Source organism: Ruegeria sp. H3 (assembly GCF_056533095.1).
The window spans coordinates 53,460-72,537 of record NZ_JBQFOD010000008.1; the positions used below are offsets into that span (position 1 = coordinate 53,460).

21 protein-coding genes are annotated in these 19,078 nt (G+C 58.8%); 10 read left to right on the plus strand and 11 right to left on the minus strand.

What is annotated here, in order from left to right; all coding sequences use genetic code 11:
• Positions 1 to 35: 35 nt before the first annotated feature.
• Entirely contained in the window at positions 36 to 737 is a 702-nt protein-coding gene (locus tag ACR0JE_RS11020; protein WP_480864192.1) for a winged helix-turn-helix domain-containing protein, read from the minus strand.
• A complete protein-coding gene (locus ACR0JE_RS11025; protein ID WP_480864193.1) occupies positions 709 to 996 on the minus strand; it encodes a hypothetical protein in 288 nt (95 codons plus the stop codon). The genes ACR0JE_RS11020 and ACR0JE_RS11025 overlap by 29 nt, the downstream gene beginning before the upstream one ends.
• Before the next feature lie 176 nt (positions 997 to 1,172).
• On the opposite strand from ACR0JE_RS11025, the gene ACR0JE_RS11030 reads away from it, so the two are divergent.
• The 4 genes from ACR0JE_RS11030 (at position 1,173) to ACR0JE_RS11045 (ending at position 5,090) form a co-directional block, all read left to right on the plus strand.
• Positions 1,173 to 1,628 (plus strand): hypothetical protein, encoded by a 456-nt coding sequence (locus ACR0JE_RS11030; RefSeq protein WP_480864194.1) that lies wholly within the window; start codon positions 1,173 to 1,175, stop codon positions 1,626 to 1,628.
• A gap of 111 nt (positions 1,629 to 1,739) precedes the next feature.
• A complete protein-coding gene (locus tag ACR0JE_RS11035; protein ID WP_480543154.1) occupies positions 1,740 to 2,357 on the plus strand; it encodes a ribonuclease HII in 618 nt (205 codons plus the stop codon).
• A gap of 105 nt (positions 2,358 to 2,462) precedes the next feature.
• Positions 2,463 to 3,566 (plus strand): DNA methyltransferase, encoded by a 1,104-nt coding sequence (locus ACR0JE_RS11040; protein WP_480864195.1) that lies wholly within the window; start codon positions 2,463 to 2,465, stop codon positions 3,564 to 3,566.
• Between the two features lie 141 nt (positions 3,567 to 3,707).
• Positions 3,708 to 5,090, plus strand: coding sequence for an adenylate/guanylate cyclase domain-containing protein (locus ACR0JE_RS11045; protein WP_480864196.1), 1,383 nt, complete (start codon positions 3,708 to 3,710; stop codon positions 5,088 to 5,090).
• Positions 5,091 to 5,168: 78 nt separating this feature from the next.
• On the opposite strand, the gene ACR0JE_RS11050 is transcribed toward ACR0JE_RS11045, so the two are convergent.
• Both ACR0JE_RS11050 and mutY read right to left on the minus strand, forming a co-directional pair.
• On the minus strand, positions 5,169 to 6,305 hold the full coding sequence (locus tag ACR0JE_RS11050; protein WP_480864197.1) for an alkane 1-monooxygenase: 1,137 nt from the start codon (positions 6,303 to 6,305) through the stop codon (positions 5,169 to 5,171).
• Between the two features lie 59 nt (positions 6,306 to 6,364).
• On the minus strand, positions 6,365 to 7,420 hold the full coding sequence (gene mutY / locus ACR0JE_RS11055; protein ID WP_480864198.1) for an A/G-specific adenine glycosylase: 1,056 nt from the start codon (positions 7,418 to 7,420) through the stop codon (positions 6,365 to 6,367).
• 81 nt (positions 7,421 to 7,501) lie between these two features.
• Between mutY and ACR0JE_RS11060 the strand changes: the two genes are divergently transcribed.
• Together ACR0JE_RS11060 and ACR0JE_RS11065 are read left to right on the plus strand one after the other, a co-directional pair.
• The gene (locus tag ACR0JE_RS11060; RefSeq protein WP_480826356.1) at positions 7,502 to 8,008 is read left to right on the plus strand and encodes a DUF721 domain-containing protein; all 507 of its coding nucleotides are present in this window, start codon (positions 7,502 to 7,504) and stop codon (positions 8,006 to 8,008) included.
• Between the two features lie 13 nt (positions 8,009 to 8,021).
• The gene (locus tag ACR0JE_RS11065) at positions 8,022 to 8,684 is read left to right on the plus strand and encodes a DsbA family protein (protein ID WP_480864199.1); all 663 of its coding nucleotides are present in this window, start codon (positions 8,022 to 8,024) and stop codon (positions 8,682 to 8,684) included.
• Between the two features lie 33 nt (positions 8,685 to 8,717).
• On the opposite strand, the gene lpxK is transcribed toward ACR0JE_RS11065, so the two are convergent.
• From lpxK to ACR0JE_RS11090, 5 genes are all read right to left on the minus strand, one after another.
• Positions 8,718 to 9,716 carry a tetraacyldisaccharide 4'-kinase gene (gene lpxK, locus ACR0JE_RS11070; RefSeq protein ID WP_480864200.1) on the minus strand — a complete coding sequence of 333 codons (999 nt, stop codon included), beginning with the start codon at positions 9,714 to 9,716 and terminating at the stop codon, positions 8,718 to 8,720.
• Entirely contained in the window at positions 9,703 to 10,938 is a 1,236-nt protein-coding gene (locus ACR0JE_RS11075) for a 3-deoxy-D-manno-octulosonic acid transferase (protein WP_480864201.1), read from the minus strand. The genes lpxK and ACR0JE_RS11075 overlap by 14 nt, the downstream gene beginning before the upstream one ends.
• Positions 10,935 to 11,735, minus strand: a complete 801-nt coding sequence (locus tag ACR0JE_RS11080; protein WP_480864203.1) for an inositol monophosphatase family protein — start codon at positions 11,733 to 11,735, stop codon at positions 10,935 to 10,937. Before ACR0JE_RS11080 ends, ACR0JE_RS11075 begins: the two co-directional genes overlap by 4 nt.
• Positions 11,722 to 13,068 (minus strand): TldD/PmbA family protein, encoded by a 1,347-nt coding sequence (locus ACR0JE_RS11085; RefSeq protein ID WP_480864204.1) that lies wholly within the window; start codon positions 13,066 to 13,068, stop codon positions 11,722 to 11,724. Before ACR0JE_RS11085 ends, ACR0JE_RS11080 begins: the two co-directional genes overlap by 14 nt.
• 135 nt (positions 13,069 to 13,203) lie before the next feature.
• Positions 13,204 to 14,724, minus strand: a complete 1,521-nt coding sequence (locus ACR0JE_RS11090) for a DUF2125 domain-containing protein (protein WP_480550679.1) — start codon at positions 14,722 to 14,724, stop codon at positions 13,204 to 13,206.
• Positions 14,725 to 14,864: 140 nt separating this feature from the next.
• Between ACR0JE_RS11090 and ACR0JE_RS11095 the strand changes: the two genes are divergently transcribed.
• Genes ACR0JE_RS11095 through ACR0JE_RS11105 form a run of 3 tightly spaced genes read left to right on the plus strand, consistent with a single transcriptional unit; the run spans position 14,865 to position 16,947 of the window.
• Complete coding sequence (locus ACR0JE_RS11095; protein WP_480550681.1) at positions 14,865 to 15,608, plus strand: SDR family oxidoreductase; 744 nt, start codon at positions 14,865 to 14,867, stop codon at positions 15,606 to 15,608.
• On the plus strand, positions 15,605 to 16,213 hold the full coding sequence (locus tag ACR0JE_RS11100) for an enoyl-CoA hydratase/isomerase family protein (protein WP_480550683.1): 609 nt from the start codon (positions 15,605 to 15,607) through the stop codon (positions 16,211 to 16,213). The genes ACR0JE_RS11095 and ACR0JE_RS11100 overlap by 4 nt, the downstream gene beginning before the upstream one ends.
• Positions 16,210 to 16,947 (plus strand): VOC family protein, encoded by a 738-nt coding sequence (locus tag ACR0JE_RS11105; protein WP_480864205.1) that lies wholly within the window; start codon positions 16,210 to 16,212, stop codon positions 16,945 to 16,947. The genes ACR0JE_RS11100 and ACR0JE_RS11105 overlap by 4 nt, the downstream gene beginning before the upstream one ends.
• On the opposite strand, the gene ACR0JE_RS11110 is transcribed toward ACR0JE_RS11105, so the two are convergent.
• The gene (locus tag ACR0JE_RS11110) at positions 16,948 to 17,244 is read right to left on the minus strand and encodes an HNH endonuclease (protein ID WP_480550687.1); all 297 of its coding nucleotides are present in this window, start codon (positions 17,242 to 17,244) and stop codon (positions 16,948 to 16,950) included.
• Between the two features lie 46 nt (positions 17,245 to 17,290).
• Here ACR0JE_RS11110 and ACR0JE_RS11115 point away from each other — a divergent pair, with 46 nt between their 5' ends.
• Positions 17,291 to 18,472: a TIGR03862 family flavoprotein gene (locus tag ACR0JE_RS11115; RefSeq protein ID WP_480864206.1), complete on the plus strand. Its 1,182-nt coding sequence runs from the start codon at positions 17,291 to 17,293 to the stop codon at positions 18,470 to 18,472.
• Here the strand turns inward: ACR0JE_RS11115 and ACR0JE_RS11120 are convergent.
• Positions 18,465 to 19,052, minus strand: a complete 588-nt coding sequence (locus tag ACR0JE_RS11120) for a glutathione S-transferase family protein (RefSeq protein ID WP_480864207.1) — start codon at positions 19,050 to 19,052, stop codon at positions 18,465 to 18,467. The two genes, ACR0JE_RS11115 and ACR0JE_RS11120, sit on opposite strands and share 8 nt — an antisense overlap.
• Positions 19,053 to 19,078 lie beyond the last annotated feature (26 nt).

The following is a 19,078-nucleotide window of genomic DNA, read 5'->3' on the forward strand; positions in this document are numbered from 1 at the left end:
ATTTTATCGGCTGCGGGTCCGAGCCCCCCTTGATGTCAGACCATCTGAATGACATCTTTTTCGATCGACAGCATATAGCCCTTCTTCGCGATGTTTTTCACCAACAACTCGCTGACCATCTGATTGCCCAAGGCATCGCGCAGACGTTTGATCCGCGTGGCACCCGCTGCTTCATCACAATCTGACGCGTCCCGGCCTGAGATCATTCCTTCGATCTGCGCGCCGGACAGCACCTCATCATCCATGCGGGATTCGGCCAATACGGACAGGGTTTCCATCGCTGCCGGGGTCAGTTTGAAATCCATGTTGTTGAGGTAGACGGTGTTTTCCTCGCGGCTGATCAGCAGGGATGTGACCTGTATGCCGGTGCGTTCGATCTGCGCCATGCGGCGGTTCAGCAGCACCAGCATGACCAGAAACACAAACGCGGAAATTAACATCGCGCAGGAAAAGACCAACAAGACGTAGATCACCATCCGGTAGCTTGCCAGCGTGTCCGCAAATGCGGTGCCGGATTGAGCCAGAATCTCCAACAGCCGGATTTCTGCCTGCGAGGTCAGATCACTTTCGACGAACAGCCGTTCGACCCGTGCGTTGAAGGCGTTGGCATCGGGTAATGTCCACAGCAAAAAAGCGGCAGCGGTGACAAGGATGATCAGGATCGCGGCGATCCCTAGCCCAACTAGCCTTGTGCCAGACCGTCTTGCATCAGAAACGGAGATAGAATTTTCCGGCATTGGCCTTCCTTTGATCCAACCCTTCCGGCCCAAACACCGTCATTACATTCAGCAAGGTCCAGCCAGAGCCTTGCAGGCGTTGGGCGACCTCTTGCTGCGCCTGACCTTTGTCGCACGAGGTCACCTGCATCACACCGTAATGCAGGCGCAACGGGTTGTCCTGTTTTGCCTTGTAGTCCGCGTAGCAATCCGCTGCGGACGCGACTGAGCCCACCGATATCAGGGACGCCAGGGCCAAAGAAGAGATGATCTGTTTCATAGGCCGCATCCTGCGCATGAGTTGGCCCGATATTCAATAACGCAAGGGGTTTGCGCAGGCTGATATTGGATAGCAGAGGCCTGTTATTGCCTGTCTGAAAGGTGTGGGCCCAGTCTGGATGCATCGAATGCGCGGCCCTTCATGCGGTCGCATCCACATCCGAAAGGACAAGCAAGATGCACAAGAAATTCATCACTCTGATCATTGGGATTGCCATGGCTGTAACGGGGGTTTCCGCCTCACAAGCGCGCGCAGCGGACACGCGTGACATACTGGGCGGGCTGGCTGCGATCGCGATCATTGGCGCGGCGGTCAATCACTATAACAAGGAAAAACGCAAAGATCGTGAACGTGCTTCGCGGCAATATACCCATGTGGACCCAAAACCGCGCCATGTGAAACCACTGCCCAGACGGGTGGCGCGTTATGATCTGCCTCAACGCTGTCTGCGAACTTTCAATGCCTATGGGGACCGTCCGCTGTTGGGGACCGGTTGCCTCAACAAGCATTACAAACACGCCAATAGCCTGCCACAAGAGTGCAAGGTCGGTTTCTGGAATGGCAAAAAGGTCAAACGGGCCTACGAGCCCGCATGCCTGCGCCAACAAGGTTACCGCGTGGTTTATCAGTAATCAGTCACGAGCAGGAGCGGTGCCGCAGAAGCACCGCGCAAGAGAGGGGGCGGCGCAAGCGGCCCTCTCTTTTTTCTTGCGGTCGGTGATGAAACACGGTTTTCCAAAGGGATGATGGTTCCGAATTTTGAGCTAGAGCAGGCCCTGTTGGACGGCGGGCGTCTTCGCATCGCGGGTGTGGATGAGGTTGGGCGCGGCCCATTGGCTGGGCCGGTGGTTGCGGCCGCCGTGATCCTGAACCCGCTGGACATTCCCGAAGGGTTGAATGATTCCAAGAAGCTGACCGCGAAACGCCGCGCCGCTTTGGATGCGGCGTTGCGGGACCGGGCAGAGTTTGCAGTGGCCGAAGCATCCGTGGCCGAGATTGATGAGATCAACATCCTGCGCGCCTCGCATTTGGCAATGGAGCGGGCGGTGGCGGCCCTGGACCTGGCGCCTGATTATCTGCTGATCGATGGCAATATGATCCCGCGCGGCCTGAAGATCCCCGCCCAAGCCGTGGTCAAAGGAGACGCCCGATCAGTGTCGATTGCGGCGGCCTCGATCCTTGCCAAAAACTGGCGTGATCAACTGATGGTGGATTTGGCGCAACAGCATCCGGGATATGGATGGGAGACAAATGCCGGTTATCCGTCAAAACAGCACCGTGACGCGCTGCAAAATCTTGGTGTGACCCCACACCATAGACGTTCATTCAAACCGGTCCACAATATCTTGTATCAAGAGTAAATTGTAAGTCACTGATTCAAAAAAGAATTTGACGGCGAATCATCTTTGACTCATCCTTGTCTCAACCAAATGAGCGCAAAAGCGCCGTGGAACTGAGGCAGTGATATGACCACCATTAAGACAAAGGGCGCAGCCGCGCTCCCTTTAAACACGATTCTTTCCGGAGACTGCATCGACGTGATGAACAGTCTGCCCGAGGCGTCGGTTGACCTGATTTTCGCGGATCCACCGTATAATCTGCAACTGAAAGGTCAGTTGCATCGCCCCGATAACTCTCAGGTGGATGCGGTCGATGATCACTGGGATCAGTTTAGCAGTTTCGGTGCCTATGATCAGTTCACGCGGGAATGGTTAAAGGCGGCACATCGCCTGCTGAAACCCAATGGTGCGATCTGGGTGATCGGCTCGTACCACAATATCTTCCGTGTGGGTTCAGCCCTGCAGGATGCGGGCTATTGGATTCTGAATGACGTCGTGTGGCGCAAATCGAACCCGATGCCGAATTTCCGTGGCAAGCGTTTCACCAACGCGCATGAGACGATGATCTGGGCCTCGAAACAGGAAGGCGCGAAATACACGTTCAACTATGAGGCGCTGAAAGCCCTGAACGAAGGCGTGCAGATGCGCAGCGATTGGGTACTACCGATCTGTACCGGGCATGAGCGCCTCAAGGATGAAAACGGCGATAAGGCACATCCCACGCAGAAACCGGAATCGCTGCTGCATCGCGTTCTGATCGGGTCGACCAATCCGGGTGACGTGGTGTTGGACCCGTTCTTTGGTACTGGCACCACGGGTGCCGTCGCGAAAATGCTTGGTCGTGAGTTCATCGGCATTGAGCGCGAAGAAAGCTATCGCAAGGTCGCCGAAAAGCGCATCGCAAAAGTGCGCAAGTTTGACCGCGAGGCGCTGGAGGTCAGCGCCAGCAAACGCGCCGAGCCGCGCGTGCCCTTCGGCCAGTTGGTCGAACGCGGTATGCTGCGTCCGGGTGAGGAACTGTATTCCATGAACCAGCGTCACAAAGCCAAGGTTCGGGCAGATGGCACCCTCGTGGGCGACAATGTCAAAGGCTCGATCCATCAGGTTGGCGCGCATCTGGAAAACGCCCCCTCCTGCAATGGCTGGACATATTGGTGCTTCAAACGCGATGGCAAGACAGTGCCCATCGACGTGTTGCGTCAGCAGATCCGGTCTGAGATGCACAACTGATTTCAAGAATACCGCCGGTGCCTGTGGCCTGACACAAGGCACTTAGCCTTGCCCCGCCGATCCTACGGCGGGGTCTTTTGTTTTTGGCCAAGGAATGATTGCATAAGCCAAACTCGTCAGACCGTATAGGAGCGCTGACCTTTGACCGACATTGCACCCAGCCCGTCCCGCTTGAGCCGTTTCTTTATAACTCAGCCGGACGATTTTGATCTGGACCACAAATACGCCGAAGAGGCGCTGGAACGGCACAAGCGCGAAGGGCTGGAGCTGGCTGTCAGAGCCCGCTGGGTTGCGATGGGTTTGACCGGGATTTTGCTGATCTACCTGAACCCAAACTGGGAAGTTCTGTACTATCACTTCATCCTATTGCTGATTTGCGCAAACGGCTGGTTGATCCAGCGTGCGGGGCGCGTCGGGCAATCCAGGGTTGAGCTGCTTTTGATCTTTGCCGATCTGTTGATCATGACGCTTGGTATGATCGTCCCGAACCCGTTCAGCGATGATGTACGGCCCCTGGCGACACAATTTCGGTTCGACAATTTCCAGTACTTTTTCATTATTCTTGCTGCGGGAACGCTGGCCTATTCATGGCGCACTGTTGTTGCGATCGGATCCTGGACGGCTATGGTTTGGACCGTTGGCTGGGTCATCGCCTGGTGGGTTGCAACGCCATTCCCTGAATTGGGTGACAGGGTCTTTGTCGCGCTGCAAGGGTATCCCGATCTGCAGGGATTGCTTGATCCTAACAACTTCCTCGTGTCTCTGCGGGTTCAGGAAGTCATCGTATTTGTGATGGTTGCTGTGACCTTGGGCATTTCGATGCGACGGCTCAATCGCCTTCTGCTCAGCAATGCAGGACTGGAGAGGGAACGCGCAAACCTGTCACGGTATTTCTCGCCGAATGTGGTTGAATCATTGAGCCATAACGATGAGCCACTGAAACAGGTTCGCAAAGAGAACATAGCGGTTTTGTTTATCGACATTGTTGGGTTCACCCGGTTTGCAGCGGGTCGTGATCCTTATGAGGTGATCGAGGTTCTGCGCGGATTTCATGGGCGGATGGAGACCGAGGTATTTCGGCATAACGGTACGTTGGACAAGTATCTTGGCGATGGCCTGATGGCCACGTTTGGAACGCCGGTCACAACGCCGTTGGATGCGACCAACGCGCTTGGCTGCGCGCGGGCCATGGCCGAGGTTATCGAGAGATGGAACCTTGAACGCCGGCGCGCGGGTGAGGTCGAGATTCACGTCGGGATCGGGGTCCACTATGGCTCGGTCGTTTTGGGAGATATCGGTGCCAACCGGCTGGAGTTTGCGGTGATCGGCGATGCGGTGAACGTTGCGGCTAAGCTTGAGGCGATGACCCGTGAATTTAAAGCGGATATTGTAGTCAGCGATGCGCTGCGGGACCAAGTGTTGAAAGAAAGCCCGACGAGCCAGCCATTGCTGGAAGGGTTCGCCCCAAAAGCCAGCCAACCAGTGCGCGGCGTTGAAGACCCTATGGATATCTGGATCAACTAAGGGGCTCCCGCCCGGAGGGGCCGCATCAAAGATGCAACCCCACCCGTTGGGCCGGGCAGCGCGCTGGGCGCGCTGCGGTCAGGTATTTGGCTGCGGGTTCTGCGCTTTGTTGTAAGGGTGCCAATCCGTGATTTCGGGGTAGTATTGCCGCCGCCAGGCCCGGACCCGAGGGTTCATGACGCGCCGCCACAGGGGCGGGATCATCGCGGCAACGGTCATCACGGGGTAGCCATAGGGCAGTTGCGGCGCGTCCTCTTGTGCATGGTTTTGCAACAAGGGGAAGCGCCGGTTTGGTTTGTAATGGTGGTCGGAGTGACGCTGAAGGTTGATCAGCAGCCAGTTCGAGGCTTTTTGCGCGGCATTCCAAGAATGGCGGGGCAGGACATGTTCGTATTTGCCGCCGCCCATGTGTTTCCGCGTCAGCCCGTAATGTTCGACATAGTTGACCAATTCCAGTTGCCAGATAGCAACGCCCGCCTGCAACAAGAACAATCCCAGCCCGGCCCATCCTCCGATCAGCCCGGCCAGCAGAAGCATCCCGCCTTGTAGCGTCCAATAGCGCCAGAACGGGTTTGCACGGTCTGTCCAAGGGCGATCTTTGCGGGCAAGCTTGTCCTTCTCGGCCTGAAAGGCTGAGACCAGACATTGCAATAAAACGCGTGGATAGAAGCGATGGAACCCCTCATTATAGCGCGCGGTAACCGGGTCTCGTGGCGTTCCGACATAGCGGTGATGCACCAGCAGATGTTCGGATCGGAAATGTGAATAGAGGACCATTGCCAGCAGGATATCCCCCAGCCAGCGTTCCAGCCGAGACCGCTGGTGCATCAGTTCATGGCTGTAATTGATACCCACCGTGCCCGACAGGATGCCCATACCGAAGAACAGGCCAATCTTAGACCAGGTCGTCAGATGGTCGGTATGGGTTGCATACCAGATCAGGCCAAACAGGGTGACGAACTGAGCAGGGACCCAAAGCTTGGTCAGCAATATATACCAATGCAGGATATTGTCAGGCGTTTCCGGGTCTGCATTGTCAAGATTGAGCCCGGTGAGCCGATCCAGCGCAGCAAAGGCCCACCAGGTGGACAAGGGGATCAGCAGGACCCACCATCCGCCTGCTATTGCTGTGGCCCAGATCAAGGGGATCAACAGGAACGACACCCAAAAGGGTATCGCGGTCTGCCAGCGGGTCAGGGTTTGAGTTGCGATCATCTAGTGCTCCGAACCTTCGAACGCAGCCTAGCCCGAGCAATCGCGCTTGGACAGCGGGCTTATTGCCCCCTCCACAAATCGTGAGCCTTGCGCATCACAGTAGGCAGGTCGTTGGGTTTGAACTCATGCTTGGTCAGAAGTGTCAGCCCATCTGGTATGGTGTTGGCTGGCAGCACGGCTGTCCAGATTTTCAGCACCAGATGGAAATGTGTAAAAGTATGGCGCACTTCGCCCGGCAGGGTGCGCCAATCCGCTGGGAAAGGGGGCGCTTCGGCAGCAGTTTCAGACCAGTCAGACCCGGGCCAGCCGAGCATACCGCCCAATAGACCCTTGTCAGGACGGCGTTCCAACAGCAGCGCCCCGTCCACACGTTGGGCGATGTAGATATGACCGAAGCGGGTGGGTTTGGGCTTTTTCGGTGTTTTCTTTGGCAGCTCTGCCTGTGTTCCGGCGATCCGGGCCAGACAGGGATCGCGCAGCGGGCAGATGCCGCAGGCCGGGGATTTGGGTGTGCAGATGGTTGCGCCCAGATCCATGACAGCCTGCGCATAATCCCCGGGGCGCTGATTGGGCGTCAGCGCGGCGGCTTTGTCCTTCAGGACGGGTTTCGAACCGGGCAGTGGATCGTGAATGTCATAAAGCCGCGCCACGACCCGTTCGACATTGCCGTCCAGCACAGTCTCTGGATGGTCAAAGGCAATGGCCGAGATCGCAGCGGCGGTGTAGGGGCCAATTCCGGGCAATTGCAGAAGCGCACCGTAAGTGTCCGGAAACCGCCCATTGTGATCCTCCGCCACGACCCGCGCGCACTTCAACAGGTTGCGGGCGCGGGCATAGTAGCCAAGTCCGGCCCATTCACCCATGACCTGATCATCCGGTGCGGCGGCCAACGCTTGAACCGTGGGCCAGCGCGTGGTGAAGCGCATGAAGTAATCGCGCACGGCGGCCACGGTTGTTTGCTGCAACATCACCTCGGATAGCCAGGCGCGGTATGGGTCAGGCTGTACACCAGCCGCACGATCCGCCGGGCCCACGCGCCATGGCATTTCGCGGGCGTGGCGGTCGTACCAGTCCAAAAGCGCGGTGCTCACGCTGAATTCAGTGATGTCACGCAAGTTTTATCTAACTCCCCGTCAGGTTTCGCTGGCACCTGCCATCCTGCCCATTACAATAGCGGCGCAGGAGTTGGAAACCAGATGCAACGCAGACGTTCCTCGACCCGCGGGTTCAAACGCACCGCCAGTTTGCTGAATGATCAGATTCGGCGCGCCGGGGAAAGCCGGGGATTTGCCGTGTCGCGCCTGCTGACCCACTGGGCCGAGATTGTGGGGCAAGATACGGCCTCGATCGCGCGTCCGGTGAATGTGGGATATGGCAAAGGCGGGATTGGTGCCACATTGACGCTGCTGACCACCGGGCCACAGGCTCCGATGCTGGAAATGCAGAAGGAGCAGCTGCGCGGCAAGGTGAATGCCGTTTACGGTTACAACGCGATCAGCCGTATCCGGATCACTCAGACCGCTCCGACCGGATTTGCCGAGGGACAGGCCAGTTTCGATCACAAGCCGAAGCCGCCAAAACCCGAAATCGAACCTGAAATCGCAGCCGAGGCAGACAAAGTGTCGCGTGACGTTCACGATGGTGATTTGCGCGCTGCCCTTGAACGTCTGGGCCGCAACATTTTATCTAAGCACAAACGCTGAGAAAGGGCTGAGAATGAGCCGTATTGCAACAGGAATCTGTGCGGCTGTCGCCATTGCCGCTGGTGGGTATTGGCTGACAACCACAAGTTCGACCCGCGCCAACCCGCTGGTCGGAAGTGCCATCGCACAAGAGGCAGAGCTGGATACATCAACCATTGTTGAAATGGTTCAAGGGGCCGAAGATGCCCCGGTCGAGATCATCGAGTACGCATCCTACACCTGCCCCCATTGTGCCACCTTTCATAAAGGGGCCTACAAGCAGTTGAAGAAGGATTTCATCGACACTGGCAAGGTCAAGTTTACCTATCGTGAGGTCTATTTTGACCGCTATGGCCTGTGGGCGTCGATGATAGCGCGCTGCGCGGGTCCCGATAAGTTCTTTGGCATCACCGATCTGCTTTACGAGGGTCAGTCCGAATGGACCCGCGCCGGTGGCCCGACTGAGATCGTGGATGAGCTGCGCAAGATCGGTCGCCTCGCAGGGATCGACAACGATCAGCTTGAAGCTTGCTTGCAAGATGGAACCCGCGCCCAGACATTGGTTGCTTGGTATCAGGAAAACGCCGAGCGTGACGGGATTGAGGCGACACCGTCTTTCATCGTCAACGGCAAGAAAGTGTCCAACCAGTCCTACGCCGATTTCAAGCAGCTAATCGAATCTGAACTGGGCAGCTAAGCTGTTATCCGGTCGGCCCGAACAGGGCCGACGCTAGGGTGAGGGCGCGACCTTTGCCAACATCTCTTTGACGGCGTCTGCATCCGAGATGTGAAGACGAACCGGCAGGGTCACGACCTTTCGCCGGAAGGCTTCGGGCAGGCGGACAGCGTCTTTCTCGGTTGTCACCATTTGCGCGCCCAATAGGCGCGCTTCGTTCTCAAGGCGGGTCATCAGGGCTGTGGTCAGTGGCTGGTGGTCATCCAGCGCTTCGGCGCGCGCAAGCTCTGCCCCCTGTTGGCGGAGGGTTTGAAAGAACTTCTCAGGGTGGCCGATCCCGGCGAAGGCCAACACTTTGGAGCCTGTCCAGTCCATACCGGTCTGCAAGGGCTCGACCACTCCGGTTGCAAGCGGCACGGTGATCGCGTCAGCCCACTGCTCGGCAAATCTAGCCTGTGCGGAGGTATCCCCAAGCGAAAGAACCAGATCGGCGCGTTTCAGGCCAACATCGACCGGTTCGCGCAACGGACCTGCGGGCAGGCACAGTCCGTTCCCGAACCCGCGCTGGGCGTCCACCACGATGATCGAGAAATCCTTGGCGACCGAGGGGTTTTGAAACCCATCGTCTAAAACGATGACCGTTGCCCCATCCTCCGCCGCCGCGCGTGCCCCGGCGGCCCGGTCTTTTGCAACCCAGACATCGGCGAACATGGCCAGCAGCAACGGTTCATCCCCGACTTGCGCTGCCGAATGCTTGCCGGGGTCGACCCGCACCGGGCCTTCCAGCGTGCCGCCGTGCCCACGGGTGACGATATGTGGCGTGTGCCAGCTGTCGCGCAATTGCTCGACCATCCAGATTGCCGTGGGTGTCTTGCCCGTACCGCCTGCGTTCAGATTGCCGATGCAAATAACCGGCACGCCCGGTTTGACACCGGCCTCCTGTGCAACACGGCGGGCCGTTGCCGACGCATAGATACGACCCAGGGGGGCCAATATGCGCGCCCTTAGATCCAGTTGATCCGGGGGTGTGTTCCAAAATTCAGGTGCTCGCATTGTCCGAACTCCGTTGGTCCAGCGCGTCCTGCACCATCTCGATCAACCTGTCGGCCTGAGGCGCGCCTTCGGTGATCATTTGCCACCCGGCCAGTGCCATCCCCGCTGCCTGATCTGGCGCCAATAGTTCGGCCACTGCGTCACCCAACTCGGTTGCGGATTTGATCATGCGGGCTGCTTTGATCTGTTCCAACTGATCGTAAAGCCCCTGGTATCGATGCACAAACGGACCGTGCACAATGGCCGAGCCAAGGGCAATCGTTTCCAGCGGGTCGCACCCGCCTGCGCCGCGCTCAAGCGAGCTGCCCATGAAGGTCACTGGGCAGACCCGTTGCCACAGGCCCAGATCCTCGGGCTCTGAGGTCAGGATGACCTGTGTCGCGTCTTCGATCTGTTCACCCTCGTCCCAGTTGCTACAGCGTAGATCCATCGACGCCAGCCGCCGCTGCAGAGGCTGCGCTTCGCCCATGTCGGCAACATGCAAAACCAGCACCAGCCGGGGCATCAAGCGCAAGGCCTGACGGTGGGCGCTGAGGACCGAGATAAATTCTTTATCCTGAGTTCGTGCCGCCAGCCAGACGGGCCGGCTGGACAGGATATGGGTGACCTCGATCAGTTCGTCTTCGGGCCATGGCCTTGGGTTCGGACTGATCTGGAGGGGTGGGGATTCCTCGACTTTTGATGTTGGAATGCCCAGCCGCCGAATCTGGCGCGCGATCTCTTCTGATGGCGTCAGAATATGATCAAAGCAATTGAAGGTATACCGGCTGATATCCGGCAGCCAGCGCGCAAGTCTGGCGCTTGAAACCTCGGGTGTTGCTTCGATCAGAACCAGAGGGATTTTCTGCTCTGCGGCGCGGGTGATGATGCTTGGCATCAACCCACCACCGACCCACAGACCCATGTTCGGGCGCCAATGATCCAAAAAACTTCGGGCTGCGCCAGTATGCTCCAATGGGAGTGTGATCAGGGGAAAGCTGGTTTCTGCCCAACGCGAAAGATCAGCGTCCGGAGGGGCGGTTAGCAGCACGGACAATCCCGGCCGGACCTGTTTCAATCGCTCGCACAGATCGACGATCACGCGCAGGCGGTCCGGATCGGCGATATGCACCCACAAAACCTCGCCTGTTGGGCGCGGTAGATCGGTTCGGCCATCGTTTTTCGGCATACGCCACGACAGAATCCGATAGGCCATAAGGCTAAGCGATTGGGGTTGGCTCATGCCGGGATCCCCGGACCATCCTCATCGAGTTGCGCCGCCAGAATGGTGTGCAGTCCTTCACCGGCGGCGACCACCCCGTTCAATCGGGGATGTTCGTTGTTAAAGCGCAGCGGCTGGCCTTGGCGGTCCGTACATATTCCGCCCGCTTCGCGCACGATCAGATCGCCTGCTGCGATATCCCATTCCCAGCTGGGGCGCAGCGTCAACATTCCGTCGAACCGGCCCTCGGCGACCAGAGCCATGCGATAGGCCAGCGATGGGCGGTAGGCCCGTTTGAAGGGTGGTACCTGACCCGCGCGCCAATGATGCGCAGCCAAGTTCGGTTTGGCCGCCAGAAGCTCGGACTGGTCCAGAACCTGGGCTTGTGTTGCGTGGATCGGCGCGCCATTCAGCATGGCCCCCTGGCCCTTGCTGGCAGCATAAAGCAGATCGCGCATCGGCAGGTAGATCACGGCAGCAGTGACTTCGCCTTTGTCGGTAACGGCCAGCGAATGGGCCCATGTTCGGGACCCTTCGGCAAAGCTGCGGGTGCCATCGATCGGGTCGATGATAAAGGCGCGGTCTCGATCAAGGCGCGCGGCGGTGTCTTCGGTCTCTTCGCTGAGCCAGCCATAGCCCGGGCGGGCCGCTGGTAGGCGTTGTTCGAGCATCGCATTCACGGCCAGATCGGCTTCGGTCACGGGTCCGGCACCGTCGGGTTTATCCCAGCGCTGCGCCTGCGGTCCCGAATAGCGGGACGCGATCTTGCCAGCCTCAAGGGCCGCGTCGATCAGAAGTGGCAGATCAGTTGCCGGCAAGCGTCATTCCTTCGATCAGTACCGAGGGCACGACCCGCGACAAATAGGGCCGCGCGTCATTAGCCGGGATCATCCGCATAAGCATATCGCGCAGGTTGCCCGCGATGGTGCATTCGTTGACCGGATAGGTGATCTCGCCATTTTCGACCCAAAACCCTGATGCCCCGCGTGAGTAGTCACCAGTATTGGGGTTGATCGTTGAGCCAATCATCGAAGTAACCAACAACCCGGTTCCCATATCACGCAGCAAATCGGCGCGGCTTTGCGTGCCTTGGGTCAGACTCAGGTTCCAATTGCTGGGCGAGGGCGGACCTGAAACGCCACGGGCGGCATTTCCGGTCGACGCCATGCCCAGCTTGCGTGCGCTGGACAGATCCATCGTCCAGCCGGTCAGGATACCGTTTTTAACAATTGCGCGACGATGGGTTGGCAGGCCTTCGGCATCAAAAGGGCGAGAGCCCGAGATGCGCGGGCGATGCGGGTCTTCGATCAGGGACAGATGCGCGGGTAAAACCTGTTCCCCCAGACTGTCTTTCAGCCAGGATGCCCCGCGTGCAATTGCAGCGCCGTTGCTGGCTGCCAGCAAGTGTCCGATCAAAGAGGTCGATATGCGCTCGTCAAACAAAACCGGAAAGCTGCCGGTCTTCGGTTTGCGCCCGCCCACCAACGACACGGCCCGTTCGCCTGCCGAGCGGCCAATATCCTGCGGCGTGCGCAGGTCCGATTGGAAGGTGCGGGCGTCGCCGTCATAGTCACGCTCCATCCCCGTGCCTTCGCCCGAGATCGCCACGCAGGAGGTTGACCGATAGCTGCGCGCGTACTCCCCGGAAAACCCGTTGGTCGCCGCCAGACTAACCATATGGGTGCCGTAGCTGGCCGCTGCATCTGACACTTGCGATACGCCGGACACGGCCATTGCCGCCGCTTCGGCGACAATTGCATCCTGCATCAAGGCATCTGCTGCAGGTTCCGGCGCAGGATCGAACAGCTCCAACGCGTCGATATCCCAATCGGTGGCTAGTTGAGCGCTGTCAGCCATGCCCGTAAATGGGTCCTCCGGCGCCTCCTTGGCCATGGCCACGGCGCGTTCCGCCATTTTGGTCAGCGTATCGGGCCGCGCGTCAGAACTGGAGACAATCGCTTGCTGTTTGCCCACAAACACGCGCAGCCCAAATTCCGTTTCTTCCGAGCGTTCGGCATGCTCTAACGCTCCGTGCCGGACCTCGACAGAGACCGACGAGCCATCGATTACGATGGCATCCGCTGCCTCGGCCCCGGCTTTGCGCGCGGCATCCAACAGGTTCTGGGTCAACTCTTGTGGCGTGCGGGTCATGGCGTCTCCGGTTTCTTTGCACAGGACCTAGCCTTGCACAGCCCGTCTCGCAAGACCTGCAGCCGGATGCAATCGTGGTGTTTGCATCCAAGGTCATGAACAAGGGCGCATCGGGGCGCCCTTGTTCGATCACATTTACTTAATGCGTTGACCATTGGCCAGAATTTGGCCGTCTTCTTTGAACTCGATGGTCGATGTCAGCGTATCGGGTTCATCACCCGGCACGGCCATCATGCCCATCATCATACGCGCACCCAGCGCGTCATTCTCGGACATCAGCCCCATGCCAATCAGTTTGTCGATCAGTGCATTTGCGCCCACCAACTCAAGATTGGCGACACCCGATGGGGCGGGCATGCCGAATTCCTGGGTGTTTTCGTTGTCGAAGGCAAAGTCGCCGTCACCTGACAGGCGCGCGCCAACCAGCGAGACCAGCAGCTCGTTGATCGTTAACGAATGCAACTCGGCAGGCAATTCGTCGGAGCTTTCCAGAGCTGCCGCCTGTTCCGGGTCGAAGATGTTCATCAGCACCTTGGCCGTTCCGCTTGTATCCAGTGCAATTGTTGCCGGATCGCGGGGCAAGGTGCCTGCGGGGTCAAACATGCTCCACAAAACGTCAGACATGGTGAAATCGGTCAGGTTCATCGCAAACCCAAACGGTTTGACCTCATCCGAGGGCTGCACCGGGATATCAAGCTTCAGACCAGCCTTTTCCATCGCCAGTTCGAGCGGGAAAGGCAGGTCGGCTGTGGTCACTGCCATCTGGGTTTTGTTCTGTTCAAGATCATAAGCCAAGCTCTCGGCGTCCATACTGGCCGCGAAACGCCCACCTTCGGAGGAGCTTGCCATGGTGAACTCGCTACCTTCTGCGACCCCGCTGATATTTGTCTCGCCCGAGCCGTAAGTGAATTCACCATCAAATTCGAAACCGGAGGTATAAAACGCGCTGGGATCGCTCAGGTCTAGCCCGCTTGGCAGAACATTGTCGCCTTCGAATGTCAGATCATTCAACTGTCCGACGAACAGGCCCGAATCCCCAAGTTCAGGGTCTTCAAACGCGACGTTGTAAGACAGCTCCGCGGCCTCTAAGGTCTGAGCGATGGTGCGATCTTCACCGATGAGCATGCGCGAGCTGCCAGTCACATCGACCATATCGAACTGGACGTCAAATGCATCAGCGGGCAGCGCTTCATCGCCTGCCTCCAGCTCTTCAATCGCCACGCTCAGCTGGGATGCCGAATAATCATAGGTCATGTCCTCAGGTGTGCCTGAGACAACCATGTCCAGATCGGTCTGAGAATAGATCAGGTCGACAGAAAACACCTCATCCTCGGCGGTGCCGGACAGTGTCAATGGAAAGCTTTCTGGGAAGCCGATGCTGATCGTGCCATCGCCGTTTTCTGTCAGCGTAACTTCAGGCATCATCATGCTGAACTCGGCCTCATCCTCGGGCAGATCCATCAGCACAGTCATGTTCGTGATAGTCGTCACGTCCCCGGCACTGCTTTCATCACCGGTAATGGTATAGCCCATCGACTGAAAGTAAGACTGCCAGTCCGCCCAGATATCATTGGCGGTCAGGTCGGCCCAGGCGCCTTGGGTGGCAATTGTATAAGCCAGAGCTGCGCCGCAGCTGCGGCGGAGGAAAACAGACATAAGGTAACCCTTCTTGATCAATTTGATGCGCATGGTCGGGGTTGTGGCGGGCATCGTCAAGGGGGCAAGGGCTGGACCCTTTCCCCGTTTCCGCGCTACGCCTGTAGCCAAATTCCAACTCAGTACGTCAGGAGCGGCAAATGCAGGGAAAAACAGTACTTATAACCGGGGCCAGCCGGGGCATAGGCGCTGAAGCTGGGCGCGTTTTTGCCGCAGCCGGGGCCAATGTCGCGCTGGTTGCACGCAGTCGTGATCAGATTGATGCACTGGCGGCTGCGCTGGGGGATAACGCGATTGCGCTGGCCTGCGATGTCAGCGATTTCGTGCAGGTTGAGCAGGCGGTGGCCGATTGCGTCGCTCGCTTCGGCAGTTTGGACGTGCTGATCGGGAATGCCGGGGTGATCGAGCCGATCTTTCATCTGGCCAATGCAGATGTCGCGTCCTGGAGCCAGGCCATCGACATCAACCTCAAAGGTGTCTTCTACGGGATGCGCGCCGCCCTACCGATCATGCGCGCAGCGGGCGGAGGGACGATACTGACCGTTTCTTCGGGCGCGGCTTCGAACCCGGTTGAGGCGTGGAGCCACTATTGCTCCTCGAAAGCGGGGGCAAAGATGCTGACCGAATGCCTACATCTGGAAGAGGCGCATAATGGTATCCGCGCCATGGGTCTGTCGCCGGGTACGGTGGCCACAGATATGCAGCGCGTTATTAAGGCCAGCGGCATCAACCCGGTCAGCCAGTTGGACTGGGATGTTCACATCCCGGCGGACTGGCCCGCGCGGGCGCTGATGTGGATGTGCTCATCCGATGCGGATGAGTTTCTGGGATCCGAGATTTCCCTGCGCCAGGATGACATCCGCCAAAGGATCGGTTTGACGTGATTGAATTGACGCAGGACGACGGTCTTTGGATCGTCACGATCAATAACCCGGGTAAGGCAAATGCTTTGACACGGGCGATGCTGACCGAACTGGCCGAGATTGCAGAGGCGGCGACTGAGGCCAGCGCCCTAATCCTGACAGGCGCCGGCAAAGTGTTTAGTGCTGGCGCCGATCTGGACGAGGCGCGCGCCGGGCTCGCCACCTCGGACGTATGGGAGCGCCTGTCGGGCGCGATTGCCGCCTTGCCCTGCCTGACGGTGGCCGCATTGAATGGCACGCTGGCCGGTGGAGCGAACGGGATGGTGTTGGCCTGTGATCTGCGCATCGCGGTGCCGTCGGCCAAGTTCTTTTATCCGGTGATGAAGCTGGGTTTCCTGCCGCAACCGTCTGATCCCAAACGCATGGCGGCTTTGATTGGCCCTGCGCGGACCAAACTGATCCTGATGGCGGGGCAGAAGATCACAGCAGAAGAGGCCTATGCCTTCGGTCTTGTGGACCGCATCGTCGCGCCCGAAGACCTGATGCCCACTGCGCAAGAGCTGGTGGCGGACAGTGTGGCTGCAAAACCCGACATCGCCGCTGGCATCGCCGAGCTGTGCCGATGAGGTTGTCCGCGCTGCGATTGCGCGTCGCCGACCCGGATCGCCTAGCCGGTTTCTATCGGGAGGCGCTGGGTATGTCGGTGCAGGTCGAGGGGCAGAACCGCCGTGTTGGCTATAACGGGCAGGATGCGGATCTGTTGCTGATGCCGGGTGGCGGCGGGTACGCCCATGATCAGGGGCAACGATACTGGAAGATCGGGATTACCCTGCCCAATGTGGACGTGGCGGTTGAGGCGTTGGGCAAACAGGGCCATGCTGTCAGTGTCCCGCGTCAGTTTCTGGATATCGGCTACATGGCCCATCTCAGCGACCCCGAGGGCTTTGTGATCGAACTGCTTCAGCATGATTTCGAAGGCAACCGGCCCGAAACCGCAGCCGACCCGGCGCGACCCTTTGCGAAGGCACGGGTTGGCCAGATCACCCTGCGTACAGGTGATATAGCCGCCGAGGACGCATTCTGCCGCGCTCAGGGCATGAAACTGCTGTCAACGCAGGACGTCGCCCCATGCGGGTTCGATCTGCATTTCTATGCGTTCACGCATGACGTACCGCCTGATCCCGATCTTTGGGCGGTGTCGAACCGCGAATGGCTTTGGAAACGCCCTTACACAATGCTGGAATTCCAGCACGTTCAGGGCGCGCAATTCGCGCCTGTGCCGGACTACCAGGGGCTGGAGGTCGAAAGTTTGGCAGAGCCTATTCAGGATGCGTTTGGCGACCCAGTTCTGCCAGGCTGATCATCGCCCTCTGCGCTTGCCCGGCACTTTCGATTGAAAGCCGGGTGGGCGTCTGCGGACCCAGTTCAGGAATTTCTCAAGCCGTGGATGGGCGCGCAGGGCCTCGACCGTGCTGAAACTGCGCGCCAATTCGGCTTCGGACAGCGTGGCGTGGATTTCCTTGTGGCAAATCTTGTGCAGCAGCACGGTGGGTCCGCCCTTGCCTCCTTTGAGTTTTGGGATCAGATGATGCAGGCTGCCGCCGCCCTCGGGGATCGGGCGGTCGCAAAGCGGGCAGATTTGATCGCTGTTCGTCATGATATGGAATGATGCGCCTGTGGGCGATGAAGGCAAGAGGACTGCGATGGCGCAGGCAGTGGTGATCGGGGCAGGGCCCGCCGGATTGATGGCCGCAGAACAGCTGGCCCAAGCTGGTCACAGGGTTCTGGTGGTCGAGGCCAAGCCTTCAGTCGCGCGCAAGTTTCTGATGGCGGGAAAGTCGGGCTTGAACCTGACCAAGGATGAACCTTTCGAGACGCTGCTCCAATCGTATGACGAAGCCGCTGACTGGCTCCGCCCGATGCTAGCGGAATTCGACGCGCAGGATGTGAAAAACTGGGCCCGAGAGCTGGGGCAGGAACTATTCACCGGTTCTACCGGGCGTGTGTTCCCGTCGGTTATGAAAGCCTCGCCGTTGCTGCGCGCGTGGTTGGCGCGCCTGTCTGAAATTGGCGTTGAGATTAAAACCCGCTGGCGCTGGACCGGATGGCAGGACGACGCGCTCAGCTTTGACACGCCAGACGGGGCGCAGGCGGTGAAAGCCGATGTGACGATCCTTGCAATGGGTGGAGCCAGTTGGGCGCGTTTGGGCTCAGATGGGGCTTGGGCGAATGACCTTGTCCAAAGAGGTGTCGAGGTCGCCCCCTTTGCCCCCGCAAATGCGGGTCTGCTTGTCGATTGGTCCGATCACATGTCAAAGCACTTCGGCGCGCCGATCAAAGGCGTGGCACTTCAGGCCGGATCGCTGCGCACGCGAGGCGAAGCCGTGATCTCTGCTCGTGGTCTGGAAGGCGGCGGCATCTACACCATCTGCAAGGCCGTGCGGGATGGAGCGCCGCTGATCCTTGATCTGATGCCTGATCTGACGTTGGACCACGTGGCGCAACGCCTGAGCAGACCCCGCGGCAAGGCCAGCCTATCCAACCACATCCGCAAGTCGCTCAAGCTGGGTCCGACCCGAACCGCTTTGCTGACCGAGTTTGGTCGCCCCCTTCCCACCGAGCCCGAGGCGTTGGCCAAGGTGATCAAGGCGTTGCCCATCTGTCATTCTGGATTGCGCGCGATAGACGAAGCAATCTCGACCGCGGGGGGCGTTTCACGCGATGCGGTGAGTGACGGCCTGATGCTGACCAACCTTCCGGGTGTGTTCTGCGCGGGCGAGATGCTGGATTGGGAAGCCCCGACGGGCGGCTATCTGCTCACGGCGTGTTTCGCCACCGGGCGCTGGGCTGGTCGATCAGCCGCGGACTGGCTGCGAACTAGCTAAGCTCGGCCAGTTTCTTATAGGCAGGCCGGTTCCGCATTTCTTTGCCATAGGTTTTCAGTACATCTGAATTCAAAGGGAATCCGGCGCCTTTGGCCCAGCTCATGCAATGGACCAAAAGGATATCGGCAATCGTCATTTGATCACCCAGCAGGAATGGACCTTGAAACCGGCGTTCTAGCCGCTGGAAATTATTGTCGAATTCCCATTTGGCCGCCTCACTGATGCCGGGTGCGCGTTTGTCTTCGGGCAAAATGAAGCCATGTCGTGCGGCGACCCATAGAACGGCGTCCAACTCGTCAAGAATTGCATGAAAAAGCGAATCCTGAATGGCGCGGTCATAGCTGCCTGCCGGATAGGTAAAAGCGGCATGTTTATCAGCCAGATAGGTCATGATCGCGGAGCTGTCCGAGATCAACTGGCCACCATCCTCCAGTACAGGGATCTTACCAGTGTGGTTCAACGCAACGACCTGGGGATCGCGTGGTCCGACTTTTATCAGCTCATATGGCTGACCCAACTCCTCAAGCAGCCAGATGACACGCGCTGCGCGGCTTCGAACGCTCCCATAGACTTTGTACATGCTATCCTCCTGCCAAATGTCTGCCC